Here is a 15,216-nt window from a genome sequence, read left to right as displayed (position 1 = left end):
CTCGCGCCGCGTGCGCACCGACTGGGCGCACGCGGCGGTCGTCGTGGATCGCTTTGCGCTAGCCGTCGAAGCCGTCGTCGAACAGGCGGTCGCCGACGTCGAAGCTGACCGGCACGACGAGGCGCGGATGGGCCGGATCGTTGCTGCCGATGCACAGCGTCGCGGCGTAGTGGCCGGCGGCGAGCTGCGACGGGTCGAGCGTCGCCGTGATCGTGGCCTGCGCATGCGCGTCGACGCTTCCGGCCGTGGTGTCGAGGCTCAGCCACGGCACGTCGGACGGCGTCGCGCACGCGTCCGGCTGCTCGACCGCGCGCACGAGCAGCGCGTGGTAGTCGTTGAACTGGTCGACGATCGGATCCCACGAACCGAGTGCGCCCGGGTTGCCGCGCATGAGGTACCCCGAGGCCGCGCCCGGTGCGCCGCTGACGTCGGACGCGACGAACGCGGTGCCGGGTTGGGTCGGATCGAACTGCACGCCGATGTAGACGTTGCCGCTCGCGACACTGATGCCGAGCGCGGACAGGTCGACCCGCACGAACGCGGCCGTCGCCGTGGTCGGGATATCGGTCGCAATCGCGTCGACCGATGCGAGCAGGTTGCCCGGGCCGCCGTCCCAGCCGGTGTCGTCGTAGACGACGAGCTGGAATGCCTGGCTCGTGCCCGCCGCCGAGGCGAGGAAGGCGACGCACGCGCTCGTGAACGTTGCCGGATAAGCGCTCGGCGTGAAGCGGTCGACGTAGCCGGCGATCGTGAACAGGCCGCTGCCGTCGCGATAGCCGTCCTCGGGCGCGCCGTCGTCGTGGACGATGATGCCCGGCGTCGATTCGTCGCAGCCTTCGGTCACCGCGCCGCGCAGCGAGACGACCTGCGGCTGGCGCGCGCGCCAGCGATCCCGCGTCGCGGCGTTCGCGGCGAGCTTGCGCACGGCGAGCGACGACGACGCCTGCGGCGCCGGCGCGCCGGCCGGCCGCGCCGCTGGCGCTTCGAGCGCGGACCAATCGAGCGCCTGGTCGCCGTCGTTGGCGATCACGAGCGGCAACGCAACCGCGGCGCCGCCGGGCTCGGCCGACGCCGCGAGCGGATCGGGCGTGACCGCGATCGTCGCCGGCGCGAGCGCGGGTGCGACGTCGAGATGCGCGCCCGCGCTCGTTGCATACGCAGTCGGCGACGTGCGCGTCCAGGCGAGCGCGCTCGCGGGCGACAACGACGGTGTGTCGTAGGAGTACTGGTTGCCGATCGATGCGTCCGCGTTCTGCAGGCCGACGGTCGCACTGCCGCCGTTGTCCCAGTCCGGATTCGCGGCGTCGCCGAACACGGTGTTGGCATAGTGGAATTCGAGCGAGCCGTCCTCGCCGAGCCACGCCTGGAACACCGCGGGCGCGCCGCCCGACTGCAGGAAGTGCGGGCGAATCCACTGCACGATCGCACGGCGGTTCGGCGGCGTGCCGTCGACCTGCCACCAGACGTTGCCGGCGCTGTCGGCGAAATCGTCCCAGAACGGCGCGATGATCGGCCCGCCCATGAACACGTCGGGCGCGTACGGCAGCGGATCGTTGAACGCGTAGCTGAAGCCGGTCAGCGTGCCGAGCACGAGCGTGCCGTTGTTGCCGATCGTGAGCAGGTCGCTCGCGCCGTCGAAGAACGGGAACGCGAACGGCAACGTCACGCCGGTCGCGCCGTCGTCGGCGAGGTCGAGCGGCGTGCCGCTGCCGACGATGTCGGTGAAGCCGAACGCGACCGGCGCGGCCGCGTAGCCGGGCTCCTGGTCCTGGGCGGTCCAGTCGGCGGTGTAGTCCTCGACGCCGAGCGTCGCGGTGACGATGCGGTTGAACTGCAGCGTGCCGCCGGGCGCGACCGCCTCGTGCATGAGCGTGAAGATCGTGCCGTCGACGCTGTCGACGAGCGTGTGGTAGGCGAGCGTCCGGGTGGAATGGTTGGTCAGCGTGTAGCAGAAGTTGACCGCGTCGCCCGCGTGCACGGCGAGATCGGTCGCGCTGCCGCAGGTGGCCGGGTTGCCGTCGTCGAGCGCGAGGCCGATGTCGAGCGCGATCTCGCTGCCGAGCGTCGCGGCGGGGCGCACATGCAGGGTCGTCGGCGCCGCCGCAGCCGCGAACGCCGGTGCGAGTAGGCCGGCCATGAGGACGCGGCGGAGGAGGATCGGGATCGCGTTCAGCGGGATCGTGTTCAAGATGGACGCCCTCGTGGAAAGTCGGAGCGGCCGGGCCCCGCCCGACCATGTCGCCCGACCCTAGGCCTGCGTGCCGTCGCGCGCGTCAAACGGGCGTCAGGGCACGTTGACACGGGCGTGACATCGCCGTGACACGCGCGTCACGGCGCATGCTCGGCCGCAAGACGCTGTCCGCGCAGCACTTCGATGCGCTCGCGCAGTCGCGCGGCGGCGGCCGTCTCGCCGCCGGCGTCGTAGAGCGCGAGCAGCGCCTCGGCCGCGTCGAGGTCGCGATCGGCGTACGCGGCCAGACGGCCGCCGACGCCGCGCGCGGCGTCGAGCCGTCCCCCGCGCACGAGTGCGGCGACGCGCGCGGCGCCGGCGGGCACCCACTCGTCCGCCCGGCTCGCCGCGAGCGCGAGGTCGAACGCGCGCGCGTAACCGGCGTCAGCCGCCGCGGCGTCACCGTCGGCCGCGGCGAGGCGCGCGGACGCGAACGCGGCGACGAACGGGCGGTCGGCATCGAGCGGCGTCTCGCCCGCGTCGTGCAGCCGCTGCAGCGCGTGCGCGGCGACGTCGCGCCGCCCCTGTGCGAGCGCGGCCGCGACGAGCAGGTCGACCGTGCGCGACAGGCGCGCGTCGCTGCTCGGGTCGGGCGGCGCGAGCACGCGGTCGACGAGCCGGTCGACATCGCCGACCGACAGCGGCGCCACCACGCCGCGCGCAAGGTCCCGCGCGAGGCGCATCAGCGCGAACTCGGGCGGCGCGACCGGCGTACCGTCGTCGTAGCGCTCGACCAGGCGACCGAGTTCGTCGAGCCGCGCGTTCGCGAGCAGCGCTTGCGCGTGCGTGTAGGCGATCGCGAGCACCGCGCGTGGATCGTCCATGCGCGGCGCCAGCCGCCACGCCTTGGTGCTGCTCGCGAGTGCGTCGTCGCTGTCGAGCATCATGCGCTGCGCGTCCGACTTCGCGGCGAGCGTCGAGGCGAGGTGGTCGATGACGCCGAAACGTTCGAACACGGCCGCGCCGCGTTGGAACGACGCGACTGCTTCGGCGAAACGGCCGTGGTGCGCATGCGCCAGACCCTCGTTGACGTCGAGGCTCGCCTCGCCCGGCAGGTTGCCGGCCGCCTGCCATTCGATGCGCGCGCGCGCGAAGCTGGAGAGCGCGTCCTCGTATCTGCCGAGCTGGTCTTCGATCACGCCGCGCATCATGTAGGCGCGACCGAGCAGCAGCGGCTCGTGGCGGCCGTCGAGCGCGGCGAGCGCGGCGCGACAGTGCGCCTGCGCGCGTTCGGGCTCGTTGCGGCGAAAGGCGACCGCGCACAGGCCGTACAGCGACCGCGCGTGCACGAGCGGCGACACGTCGGGTGCCGACGCGAGGCGCTCGAAATCGCGCTGCGCCTGCTCCATGCGACCGGAGCGTTCGTCGACCTCCGCCACGCGCACGGCGATCTCGGGCAGGCGCTGCAGGTCGGCCGGCGCGGCTTCTGCGATCGCCGCGGCTTCGCGCAGATCGCCTTCGAGGAACGCCGCATCGATGCGCTGCTGCAGCTCGAGCGCGGTCGGCCGCGCGGGTGTTTCGGCGATCGCCGGATCGCCGAGCCAGTCGGCGAGCGCGCGATCGATCGCCTGCAGCGGCGTCGGCGCGGTCGCCGCATGGCGCACGTTGCGCTCGCTGTCCTCGACGTCGAGCTCGACCGTCCATCCGTGCGCTTCCCTGTGCATGCGCGCGGCGAGCACGAGTGAAGCGCCCGCCGCGAGCGCGAGCGCGCGGCGTCTGGCCGGATCGACGGCCGCCTCGCCGTCGCGCGCGAGGTACGCGATCACCTGCTCCGACGGCAACACCGGCCGGCCGCTGCGTTCGCGCAGTCGCGAGGCGAGGTAGTCCATCGCCCCGAAACGGATCCAGCGCGCGTCGCCGCCGTCGTCGGGCACGTCGACGGGCAACACGAGCGCTGCACCGGCCGAAGCGACTTCGGGCATCGCAGGCGGCATGCGCCACCAAACGAGGAGCGCCGCCGTCGCCAGCGCGAATGCGACGGCGACCCCGACCGGCACGACACGGCGGCGGCGCGCGGTGGACGGCGTGCGCATCTCACCGGGGAGCGCGGGCAGCGCGCGCGCGGTGTCGGCGATCGCGGGCTCCGGCGCCGGCGGCGCCACCTGTTCGACGACGACGACCGGCGCGACCCAGTGGTAGCCGAAGCGCGCGACCGTGCGGATGAAGCGCTGTTCGTCGCCGGTATCGCCGATCGCGCGACGCGCCCGCGCGAGCGTCTGGCCGAGCAGCGCGTCGCTGACGTCGGCGCGACCCCACACCGCGCTGATGAGCTCGTCGCGGCCGACTGCGCGCTCGCGCTGCTCGATCAGGTAGACGAGGCAATCGAACGACTTCAGCGGCAGCGCGACCGGCCCGTGCGCGTCGCGCAACGTACGCGATGATGCGTCGAGCTCGAAACCTCCGAAACGGTAGTGCCTGGCCGACATGATCCGACTGCTGCGAACGTCCGGGCCATCGCCCGGACCCGCGGGGGCCGCCGTGCGCCGGCGGTCCACCGGCCACTGTAGCGGGTCGCTCCCGCAGGCGTAAGGTCCGCCGCCGCAAGCCGCCGTCGTGCGGCGGATGCGGCGGCGGCCGGAGCGCTTCAGTCGCCGGACTTCGCCTCGAAGCCGTCGCGGAACACGACCAGCCAGCCGGTGTCGGTCGCGTTCGCGATGTCGCCCGCATAGACGCCCGTGGTGCTCGCGCCGACTTCGATCGTCGCGCCGGGCGCGTCGGCACGTACGGGGGCGGCGAGCAGGTAATGCACGCTGCCGTTCGCCGCGACGGTCGCGTGGTCGAGCAGCGCACCGCTGCCGCCGGCGCCGCACGCGCCGGACGCCGCGTCGATGCAGCTCCAGCTCGCCGCGTTCGCGTCGATGCCCGCCGGCAGGTCCGCCGCGACGTCGACGTCGCGCGCGATCGCACTGCCGTGGTTGCTCACGACGACGTCGTAGACGAGCGTGTCGCCGTAGCGGACATAGTCGCGGCCGTCGTCGATCGCCAGCGCGAGCGCGACGTCGGGCGCGAGGTTCTGCAACGCGAACGAAGCGGATTCGGCCGTGCCCACGACGGTCGCGACGACCGCGTAGCCGCCGACGATCGCGTTGGCGGTCGCCGCGACGGCGGCACGGCCGTCGGCGTCGGTCGCGACCGCCGCTGCGGAGACGTTCGCGCTCGCACCGCTCGCGGGCGCGGTGAACGCGACCATCGCGCCGCCGACCGGATTGTCGTGCGCATCGCTCACGCGCACCGCGAGCGGTGCGGCGAAAGCGGTCTCGACGACCGTGGATTGCTGCGCACCGTCGACGGCTGCGACGTGCGTGGCCGGGCCGGCGAGGTTCTCCAGCTCGAACGCGACCGATCCCGCGAGCCCGGCCACGCTCGCGCTCACGTCGTAGCGGCCCGCGATCGTATTCGCGCGCGCGTCGACGCGCGCGATGCCGTCGGCGTCGGTCTGCGCGCTCGCCGCGACGAGCGCGCTCGCGCCACTCGTCGGCACGGCGAACGCGACCACGGTGCCGGGGACGCCGATACCAGCCGCGTTGGTCACGCGCACGTCGAGCGACGCCGCGAACGCGGTGTCGACCGCGGTCGACTGCGGCGAACCGCCGAGCAGCGTGAACGCAGTCGCCGGATCGAGCGCGAAGCTCGCTTCGATCGTGCAATCGGCGTGTACTGCGGCGACGGTGTAGACGGTGCCCGCGAGCATGCCGCCGCAGCTGCCGCCGACCACGTCGACGTGGTAGCCGGGTTCCGCCGCGAGCGTGAAGGCGAGGCTGCCGCCGTCGCCGACGACCTGCGGCGTCGCGGGTGCGATCGAACCGTGCGCGCCCGCGCTCGGCGTGACCGTCCACGCCGCGATGCCGTTGCCGCTCGCCGCGACCGCGAACGTCGCCGGCACGCCGTCGCTCGCGACGTCGATGCGCGCCGCCTGCGCGCCGAGCGCGACGGGCGTGAAGTGCAACGAGAACGTGCACTCGCCCTGCGCGGGCAGGGTCACGTTCGCGCACGTGGCGGCATCCGCGTCGAGCGCGAAGCCGTCGGCGGCGCCGGCGCCGAGTGCGATGCCGGAAAGATGCAGGTCGCCCGCGCGCAGGTTGCGCAGGGTGACGGCGCGCGTCGCCTCGACGCCGAGCGGCACGTCGCCGAACGCGACCGGGTCCGCGGCGAGTTCGGGCACGACGCCTGCGAGTCGCACGGCGTAGTGGTCGGTCGGTGTCGCCGGGGCCCAGAACGGGCCCCATGCGCTGTTCCATAGCAGCGCATCGTCGATGACGACCTGGTCGACGACGCTGAGCATGAGTGCCGAACCCCCCGCGCCGAACAGGCCCGAGCCGATCACGAGCGCGTACGAACCCGGCGCGAGCGCGATATCGGGCAGGTCCACGCCGTATTCGTCAGCGCCACTGCCGACGTCGAACACGGCCGAGCCGGCGAGCGCGGCGGTGAACGCGGTCGTGGCCGGGAACGGTGTGTTCGCGGTCGGTCCGGCGATGCGCACGATCGCGGCGTAGACGCTACCGCTGCCGGAGAACATCCATGCGCTCACACGACGCACGCGCGCAGGGCGATCGACGGCGAAGCGCACCGCGACGGCACGACCCGGCGAGACCATGCCGCTCGTCTGGGTCGACTTCCACGCCGAAACGCGCGCGCTCTCGACCAGGAAGTCGGTCGGCGACGACGGCGACGGCGGCAGCGCCTGGCCGCGCGCGAAGATGCGCACGGTCGTGCCCTGCAGCGAGCGCGCGTTGGTCGTCGCGTTCACCGTGTACGGGCCGACGGTCTGGCCGGCCTGGGTCGGGCACGGCCACGTCGCGCAGACGTTCGGCAGGGTGATGGCCCAGGTCGACGCGGTCGCGCCGTAGCGGCCGGTGCCGGTCGTGATCGCATACCAGCCCGGTTCGAGCGTGACGGCGAGCGGTCCGGCGACATCGGCCGTCGTCGTCGACGGCTGCAGCAACGTCGTGCCGACGAGGCGGCTGTCGCCGGCGACGTCGGGCACGGTGTCGGGCGTGGCAATGCGGTACAGCGCGCCGTACACGCTCTGCGTGCCGTTGCCCCGCGCGTAGATGCCGATCTCGCTGAGCTCTGTCCGCTGCAGCAGGCGGAACGTGATGCCGACCGGATTGACGCCGACGGCGAGGCCGCCGCCGACGTCGCCGGGCGCGTGGCTCTCGAACACGAACGGGTCGGGATCGGCATGCGCGATCGACAGGCTTGCGAGCACAGCGAACAGCATCGCGGCGACATGGCGAAGTGCGTGTGCGCACGAGCGCGCAGGTGAGGCGCGCCGTGAACCACGCGCATGCGCGGCCCTTGCGGGTGAAGGATGGTCGGTCATGCGGCTCCCCTGTTCGACGACGAAGCGACCGCGCGATGCGGCCGTCTGCGTCATTGCAAGCGGGGAAATGGGCGGCCGGATATCACGCGGCTCGCGTCGGCGTCGTGCGTGATGGAGATGCTGCGCGCGGAAAAAAAAGCCCCGCATCGCCGCGGGGCTTTTCGTTGCTGCTTGTCCTTCGACTTCGACGCTGCGCGCCTGAGCTCGGGACGAACGGCGTTGCCTGGATCAGAAATCCATGCCGCCCATGCCACCCATGCCGCCGCCGGCCGGGCCGTGGCTGTGGGCTTCTTCCTTCTTCGGCGCTTCGGCGACCATGGCTTCCGTCGTGATGACGAGGCCGGCGATCGACGCGGCGTTCTGCAGCGCGGTGCGCGTGACCTTGGTCGGGTCGAGGATGCCGAGCTCGACCATGTCGCCGTATTCGCCCGTCGCGGCGTTGTAGCCGAAGTTGCCCTTGCCGTCGGCGACCTTGTTGAGGATCACGGACGCCTCTTCACCGGCGTTCGTGACGATCTCGCGCAGCGGCGCTTCCATCGAGCGCTTGGCGATCTGGATGCCGTGGTTCTGGTCCTCGTTGTCGCCCTTGAGCTTGGCCAGGCCGGCCAGCGCGCGGATCAGCGCGACGCCGCCGCCCGGGACCACGCCTTCCTCGACCGCCGCACGCGTCGCGTGCAGGGCGTCTTCGACGCGCGCCTTCTTTTCCTTCATCTCGACTTCCGTCGCGGCGCCGACCTTGATCACGGCCACGCCACCAGCGAGCTTGGCGACGCGCTCCTGCAGCTTCTCGCGGTCGTAGTCGGAGGAGGTCTCCTCGATCTGCGCCTTGATCTGCTTGATGCGCGACTGGATGTTGCCCGCTTCGCCGGCGCCGTCGATGATCGTCGTGTTCTCCTTCGAGATGATCACCTTCTTGGCCTTGCCGAGATCCTTCAGCGTCGCCTTCTCGAGCTGCAGGCCGACCTCTTCCGAGATCACCTGGCCGCCGGTCAGGATCGCCATGTCCTCGAGCATCGCCTTGCGGCGGTCACCGAAGCCCGGCGCCTTCACGGCCGCGACCTTGACGATGCCGCGGATCGTGTTGACGACGAGCGTCGCGAGCGCTTCGCCCTCGACTTCCTCGGCGACGATCAGCAGCGGCTTGCCGGCCTTCGCGACGCCCTCGAGCACCGGCAGCAGCTCGCGCACGTTCGAGACCTTCTTGTCGTGCAGGAGGATGTACGGGTCTTCCAGCTCGACCTGCTGGCTCTGCTGGTTGTTGATGAAGTACGGCGACAGGTAGCCGCGGTCGAACTGCATGCCTTCCACGACGTCGAGCTGGTTGTCCAGGCCCGAGCCTTCCTCGACCGTGATCACGCCTTCCTTGCCGACCTTGTCCATCGCCTGCGCGATCAGCGTGCCGATCGCGTCGTCGCCGTTGGCCGAGATCGTGCCGACCTGGGCGATCGACTTGCTGTCCGCCGACGGCTTGCTGAGCTTCTTGAGTTCCTCGACCGCGCCGACGACGGCTTTGTCGATGCCGCGCTTGAGGTCCATCGGGTTCATGCCGGCCGCGACCGCCTTGAGGCCTTCGCGGATCAGCGCCTGCGCGAGCACGGTCGCGGTGGTGGTGCCGTCACCGGCGACGTCGGAGGTCTTGGAAGCGACTTCCTTGACCATCTGCGCGCCCATGTTCTCGAACTTGTCGGCCAGTTCGATCTCCTTCGCGACGGACACGCCGTCCTTGGTGATCGTCGGCGCGCCGAAGCTCTTCTCGAGCACGACGTTGCGGCCCTTCGGGCCGAGCGTCGCCTTGACGGCGTTGGCGAGGGTGTTGACGCCGCGCAGGATGCGCGCGCGCGCGTCTTCGGAGAAACGGATTTCTTTGGCTGCCATTGGAGCGATGTCCTTGAAAGAATGTCTGGGAGGGGAATTCGGGAAGCGCGGCGCGCGGCGCCTGCTTACTTCTCGACGACGGCGATGAGGTCTTCTTCGCGCATGACCAGCAGTTCCTGGCCGTCGACCTTGACCTCGGTGCCCGAGTACTTGCCGAACAGCACGATGTCGCCGACCTTGACCGCCATCGGGCGGACCTTGCCGTCTTCCTGGATCTTGCCGGTACCGGCGGCGAGGACCTCGCCCTTGACCGGCTTCTCGGCCGCGGCGTCGGGGATCACGATGCCACCGGCCGATTTCGTCTCGGCTTCCAGACGCTTGATGATCACGCGATCGTGCAACGGGCGAAGCTTCATGGATGTCTCCGTAACAGGTTGATGTTGAAGGACTAACGAAAAATTGTTAGCACTTGCTCGTGCTGAGTGCCAATTTTAGCGACGAAGTCGGCCCCAGGAAAGGGGCGCGACGGCTGCATCCCAGATGGCGCCCCCGCCGGGCGATTCAAGTGCGTGGCGACAACCGTCACGCCGACCGCCTATAGTCCGGAGCGCAGGCCTGCGCACGGTGCGCGGGCCCGTCCTGGGGAATCCGCATGCAGTACACCAAGGGCGCCTTCGGCGCCGCACTCCTTCTTTTCCTCGCGTCGGCCCCGGCCGCGCACGCGCAATACGTTTCGCTCGTCGTCGGCTCGCCCGCGCTCGAGCATTTCGACACGCTCGCCGCGACCGGCACCGGCTCGGCCCTGCCCGCCGGCTGGCACTTCGTCGAGGCCGGCACGAACGCGAACGGCACGTATGCCGCCGACACCGGCAGCACGGCGGCCGGCAACACCTACAGCTACGGCGCGAGCGGCACCGCCGAGCGCGCGCTCGGCGTGCTGCGCTCGGGCTCGCTGCAGCCGCTGATCGGCGCCGAACTCGGCAACGACAGCAGCCTCGTCGTCAACCATGTCGACGTGAACTACGCGGGCGAACAGTGGCGCCTCGGCGCGACCGGCCGCAGCGACCGCCTCGATTTCCAGTACAGCCTCGATGCGACGTCGATCAACGACGCGGCAGCGACCTGGGTCGACGTCGACGCACTCGACTTCGCCTCGCCGAACACGTCCGCAGCGGTCGGTGCGCTCGACGGCAACCTCGCCGCGAACCGCATCGCGATCTCCGGCACGATCGCCGGGCTGTCGCTCGCGCCCGGCACGCACCTGTGGGTGCGCTGGATCGACGCCGACATCGCGGGCGCCGAAGACGGCCTCGCGATCGACGACGTGCAGTTCGCGATCGCGGGCGATCCGCCGGTCGATCTGCCGCCGGCGGTCACGTCGACGACGCCGGCCGCGGGTGCGAGCGGCGTCGCGACGGGCGCCGTGCTCGGCGTCGCGTTCAGCGAAGCGGTGACGACGACCGATCCGTGGTACTCGATCAGCTGTTCCGTCTCCGGCACGCACACGGCGACGGTCAGCGGCGGCCCGGCCACGTACACGCTGACACCGTCGAGCGCATTCGCCGCGAACGAGAGCTGCACCTGGACGATCCTCGCCACACGCGTCAGCGACGTCGACGGCACGCCCGATCCGCTCGCGGCCGACTACACGGTCACGTTCACGACGCTCGACCCCACGACCGCGCCGCCGACGGTCGTCTCGACCGAACCCGCGAACGGCGCGACCAACGTCGCGATCGCGAGCGACGTGCGCGTGACGTTCAGCGAACCGGTGACGACCTCGAACGCGTTCGCGCTGAGCTGCGACGCTTCGCCGATCGCGCTCGACGAAGCGGGCAGCGGCGCGCAGCGCACGCTCACGCCGGCGAGCGTGCTGCCCGCGGGCGGGAGCTGCACGTTCACGATCCGAGCGAGCGGCGTGCACGACCTCGATTCGGTCGCGATGACGGCCGACGTCGTCGTCGCGTTCCAGGTCGCCACCGGCACGCTCGACGGCTACTACGCGCACGTGAACCCGAGCACCCCGGAACAGCTGCGCTGCTCGCTGCACCAGACGATCAAGGGCCACACGGTCTATCCGTACAGCGGCTCGGGCACCAACACGTGGACGATCCTCGAGGTCGCGCAACAGGACCCGAACGACGCCGCGAAGATGATCGACGTCTATCGCAACCGCTCGTACACGATCGGCAGCGACCGCGCCGGCATCGGCAGCGGCATCACGTACAACCGCGAGCACACCTGGCCGAACTCGCTCGGCTTCGCCAACAGCAGCCTCGCCGCGTACACCGACACGCACATGCTGTGGTTGTCGGACACCGACCAGAACGCGAGCCGCGGCAACAAGCCGTACGACGACTGCACGAGCGGTTGCACCGAACTCACGACCGAAGCGAACAACGGCGTCGGCGGCGGCAGCGGCACCTACCCCGGCAATTCGAACTGGGTGCGCTCGCCCGACGGCAACGCAGGTTCGTTCGAAGTCTGGAACCACCGCAAGGGCGAGATGGCGCGCGCGATGTTCTACATGGCGATCCGCTACGAAGGCATCGCCGCCGAGGCCGCGCACGACGGCGTGATCCCCGATCTCGAGCTCACCGACAACCGCAGCCTCATCGTGATCACGAGCAACACCGCGGCGAAGGCGTACATGGGCATCCTCGCCACCCTGCTCGAATGGCACCTGCAGGATCCGCCCGACGCCGAGGAAGTCGCGCGCAACGACGTGATCCAGAGCTTCCAGGGCAACCGCAACCCGTTCGTCGACCATCCGGAATGGGCGACGCGCGCGCTGTTCGAATCGAGCGAGCCCGCGGTGTGCGAGCCGGTCGTGCCGAGCGACGTGATCTTCGCGAGCGGGTTCGAAGCAGCGCCGTAAGCCGCTTGCGCGCATTCAGCCCTCCCCTTCGAGGGGAGGGTTGGGTGGGGATGGTGTGCGCGAGCGGGCGCGCGCATTGCGATGAGTCGATCCCGTTCGAAGCATCGCGACTGAAGTCGCTCCCATGACGAGGCGAGCTCGTGTGGGAGCGGCGGAAGCCGCGATGCTCTCGGGGCGAGGACCGAGAAAAGCATCACGGCTTCCGCCGCTCCCACAGCAGCGCATGGGCGCTGCGCGCGTCCGGCCCACGTGCGATGATCGGCGGCCCGCTCCGCCGCCGATCGCCATGGCCGCCGTCGTAGTCCATTGCAGCTGTCCCGACGCCGATACCGCCGCGCGCATCGCGCGCGCACTCGTCGACGAGCGCCTCGCCGCCTGCGTGCAGGTGCTGCCGGGCATGACGTCGACGTACCGCTGGAACGATGACGTGCAGGTCGACGCGGAGCTGCTGCTGCTCGCCAAGACGGTGCCCGCGCGGATCGAAGCGTTGAAGGCGCGCATCGCCGCGCTGCATCCGTACGAGGTGCCCGAGTTGCTCGTGTTCGAGGCGGTCGACGGTGCGCCCGGCTACCTCGCCTGGCTCGAGCAGGCCTGCGCCGGCCTTGGATCGCCGGGCGCAGCCACCCATCCGCGATGAACGTCCTGCAAGATCCGCGGTCCAAGCGCGGTCCCCTGATACCGATCCGACGGAGTGCCTTTCCGATGCGCAGCCTGCTCACCGGCTTGACCGCCACGTTCCTGCTCGCCCTCGCGGCCGGCGCCGCGTACGCGCAGGAGGACGGCCTGCTGCCGGTCGAGCAGGCCTTCAGGCTCGACGCGAAGACCGCCGGCGCCGGCAAGCTCGCGCTGCACTGGGACATCGCGCCCGACTACTACCTGTACCGCTCGCGCATCAAGGCGAAGACGTCGCAGGCAGGCCTCGCGCTCGGCACGCTCGAGCTGCCCGCGGGCGAGAAGAAGCAGGACGAGTTCCTCGGCGAAGTCGAGGTCTACCATCACGCGATCGACGCGACCCTGCCGTACACGCTCGCCGACGCGGCGGCGAAGAGCATCACGCTGTCGCTGACCGTGCAGGGCTGCCACGAGACCGATCCGAAGATCTGCTATCCGCCGCATCCGACCACGGTCACGCTGAACCTCGGCGCGGACGCAGCGACGGCAGGCCCCGCCACGAGTGCGCCCGCGAATCCGCTCGCCGGCGGCAACGGCGGCGGCCTGCAGCTCGGTGGTGGCAATGCGGGCGCGGTCGACACCGCGCCGCTGCCGGCCGAGCAGGCGTTCGTGTTCGAGGCGATCGCGCAGAGCCCGACCGCGATCCTCGCGCGCTGGACGATGCCGAAGAACTACTACCTGTACCGCGACAAGAGCACGGTCACGCTCGCCGACGGCGGTGGCGTCACGCTCGGTGCGCCGCAGTGGCCCGCGGGCGTCGACCACACCGACGAGCACTTCGGCACGGTCAAGGTCTACTTCGACCAGGTCGAACTGCCGATCGGCCTGCTGCGCGAGCGCGGCGAAGCGCAGACCGTGAAGCTGCACGCGGAGTACCAGGGCTGCCTCGAGAACGGCATCTGCTATCCGGTCATGCAGAAGGACGTGTCGGTCGACCTGCCCGCGGCCACGGCGGACCAGCTCGCGGCCGCGAAGGCGTCGTTCGTCGCGCCACCGAAAAGCGTCGCGGCCGAAGCCACACCCACGGCGACGGCGACGCCGAAGCAGGACGACAACGCGCTGCGCAGCACGCCGCCGGCGCCGGGCCTCGGCGGCATCCTCGGCGCGCTGCTGCTCGCGCTGCTCGGCGGCCTCGTGCTCAACCTCATGCCGTGCGTGCTGCCGGTGCTCTCGCTCAAGGTGCTCGGTCTCGCGCAGAGCGGCGAGAGCTCGGAGAAGGCACGCAAGCACGCGCTCGTGTACACCGCGGGCGTGCTCGTCGCGTTCGCGGCGATCGGCCTCGCCGTGGTCGGCCTGCGCGCGGCGGGTCAGGCGCTCGGCTGGGGCTTCCAGCTGCAGCAGCCGGTGTTCGTAGCGGTGCTCGTCTACATCCTGTTCGCGATCGGCCTGTCGTTGTCGGGGGTCTACAACATCGGCGCCGGTCTCGCCGGCGTCGGCCAAGGCCTCAGCAACCGCGGCGGCGCGGCCGGCGACTTCTTCACCGGCGTGCTCGCGGTCGTCGTCGCGAGTCCGTGCACGGCACCGTTCATGGGCTCGGCGCTCGCCTACGCATTCGCGGCGTCCTCGTTCGTCGCGCTGCTCGTGTTCCTCGCGCTCGGCCTCGGCCTCGCGTTGCCGTTCCTGCTCGTAGGCTTCGTGCCCGCGCTCGCCGCGCGCCTGCCGCGTCCCGGCGCATGGATGGAAACGCTCAAGCAGTTCCTCGCGTTCCCGATGTACCTCACCGCGGTGTGGCTGGCCTGGGTACTCGGCAACCAGCGCGGCATCGACGCGATCGGCTGGGTCCTGATCGGCGCGACCGTGCTCGCGCTCGGCCTGTGGTGGTGGGAACGCCACCGCTACCAGGGCCATCCTATGCAGCGGGTGATCGCGGTCGTCGTGGTGCTCGCGGCGCTGCTGCCGATCGCGCAGATCGCACGCATCGAGGCACCAGCCGCGCGCGCGGCCACGAGCGACACGATCCCGTATTCGGCCGAGCGCCTCGCGAGCCTGCGCGCCGAAGGCCGCAGCGTGTTCGTCGACGTCGGCGCGGACTGGTGCGTGACCTGCAAGGTCAACGAGAAGGCGGTGCTCGACACCGATGCGTTCCGCGACCTGCTCAAGCGCAGCAACGCGGTGCTCATGACCGCGGACTGGACCAACGTCGATCCCGCGATCACTGCGTTCCTGCAGGACTACAAGGCGGTCGGCGTGCCGCTGTACGTGGTGTTCCGTGCCGGCGAAGCCGGTCCCGGCCGCGCGCTGCCGACCGTGCTGACCCAGGCGGTCGTCGAGCAGGCGCTCGCGCCGCACTGAGCC

8 protein-coding genes are annotated in these 15,216 nt (G+C 71.1%); 3 read left to right on the top strand and 5 right to left on the bottom strand.

Going from position 1 to position 15,216, the window contains the following annotated elements:
• Positions 1-58: 58 nt before the first annotated feature.
• The 5 genes from FHW12_RS19070 to groES all read right to left on the bottom strand — a co-directional run bounded on the left by FHW12_RS19070 (position 59) and on the right by groES (position 9,787).
• A complete protein-coding gene (locus FHW12_RS19070; RefSeq protein WP_182532651.1) occupies positions 59-2,188 on the bottom strand; it encodes a hypothetical protein in 2,130 nt (709 codons plus the stop codon).
• A gap of 140 nt (positions 2,189-2,328) precedes the next feature.
• The gene (locus FHW12_RS19065; RefSeq protein ID WP_182532650.1) at positions 2,329-4,656 is read right to left on the bottom strand and encodes a winged helix-turn-helix domain-containing protein; all 2,328 of its coding nucleotides are present in this window, start codon (positions 4,654-4,656) and stop codon (positions 2,329-2,331) included.
• Between the two features lie 158 nt (positions 4,657-4,814).
• Entirely contained in the window at positions 4,815-7,454 is a 2,640-nt protein-coding gene (locus tag FHW12_RS19060; protein WP_182532649.1) for a choice-of-anchor D domain-containing protein, read from the bottom strand.
• Between the two features lie 330 nt (positions 7,455-7,784).
• Complete coding sequence (gene groL / locus FHW12_RS19055; RefSeq protein ID WP_182532648.1) at positions 7,785-9,431, bottom strand: chaperonin GroEL; 1,647 nt, start codon at positions 9,429-9,431, stop codon at positions 7,785-7,787.
• 65 nt (positions 9,432-9,496) lie between these two features.
• The gene (gene groES / locus FHW12_RS19050; protein ID WP_182532647.1) at positions 9,497-9,787 is read right to left on the bottom strand and encodes a co-chaperone GroES; all 291 of its coding nucleotides are present in this window, start codon (positions 9,785-9,787) and stop codon (positions 9,497-9,499) included.
• 236 nt (positions 9,788-10,023) lie between these two features.
• Here groES and FHW12_RS21095 point away from each other — a divergent pair, with 236 nt between their 5' ends.
• The 3 genes from FHW12_RS21095 to FHW12_RS19035 all read left to right on the top strand — a co-directional run bounded on the left by FHW12_RS21095 (position 10,024) and on the right by FHW12_RS19035 (position 15,213).
• Positions 10,024-12,249, top strand: a complete 2,226-nt coding sequence (locus FHW12_RS21095; protein WP_220484542.1) for an endonuclease — start codon at positions 10,024-10,026, stop codon at positions 12,247-12,249.
• Positions 12,250-12,535: 286 nt separating this feature from the next.
• Entirely contained in the window at positions 12,536-12,886 is a 351-nt protein-coding gene (cutA, locus tag FHW12_RS19040; protein WP_182532646.1) for a divalent-cation tolerance protein CutA, read from the top strand.
• A gap of 65 nt (positions 12,887-12,951) precedes the next feature.
• Positions 12,952-15,213, top strand: a complete 2,262-nt coding sequence (locus FHW12_RS19035) for a protein-disulfide reductase DsbD family protein (RefSeq protein ID WP_182532645.1) — start codon at positions 12,952-12,954, stop codon at positions 15,211-15,213.
• The last annotated feature ends 3 nt before the right edge of the window (positions 15,214-15,216 follow it).

The organism is Dokdonella fugitiva, assembly GCF_014138265.1.
GTDB lineage: Bacteria > Pseudomonadota > Gammaproteobacteria > Xanthomonadales > Rhodanobacteraceae > Dokdonella_A > Dokdonella_A fugitiva_A.
Note: the sequence above shows the minus strand (reverse complement) of the source record. Positions and strands in the feature narration are given on the sequence as shown.

Excerpts from the sequence above, each read along its gene's own strand:
- FHW12_RS19065 (WP_182532650.1), bottom strand. The coding sequence starts at position 4,656 with ATGTCGGCCAGGCACTACCGTTTCGGAGGTTTCGAGCTCGACGCATCA.
- FHW12_RS19060 (WP_182532649.1), bottom strand. The coding sequence starts at position 7,454 with ATGCTGTTCGCTGTGCTCGCAAGCCTGTCGATCGCGCATGCCGATCCC.
- groL (WP_182532648.1), bottom strand. The coding sequence starts at position 9,431 with ATGGCAGCCAAAGAAATCCGTTTCTCCGAAGACGCGCGCGCGCGCATC.
- groES (WP_182532647.1), bottom strand. The coding sequence starts at position 9,787 with ATGAAGCTTCGCCCGTTGCACGATCGCGTGATCATCAAGCGTCTGGAA.
- FHW12_RS21095 (WP_220484542.1), top strand. The coding sequence starts at position 10,024 with ATGCAGTACACCAAGGGCGCCTTCGGCGCCGCACTCCTTCTTTTCCTC.
- cutA (WP_182532646.1), top strand. The coding sequence starts at position 12,536 with ATGGCCGCCGTCGTAGTCCATTGCAGCTGTCCCGACGCCGATACCGCC.
- FHW12_RS19035 (WP_182532645.1), top strand. The coding sequence starts at position 12,952 with ATGCGCAGCCTGCTCACCGGCTTGACCGCCACGTTCCTGCTCGCCCTC.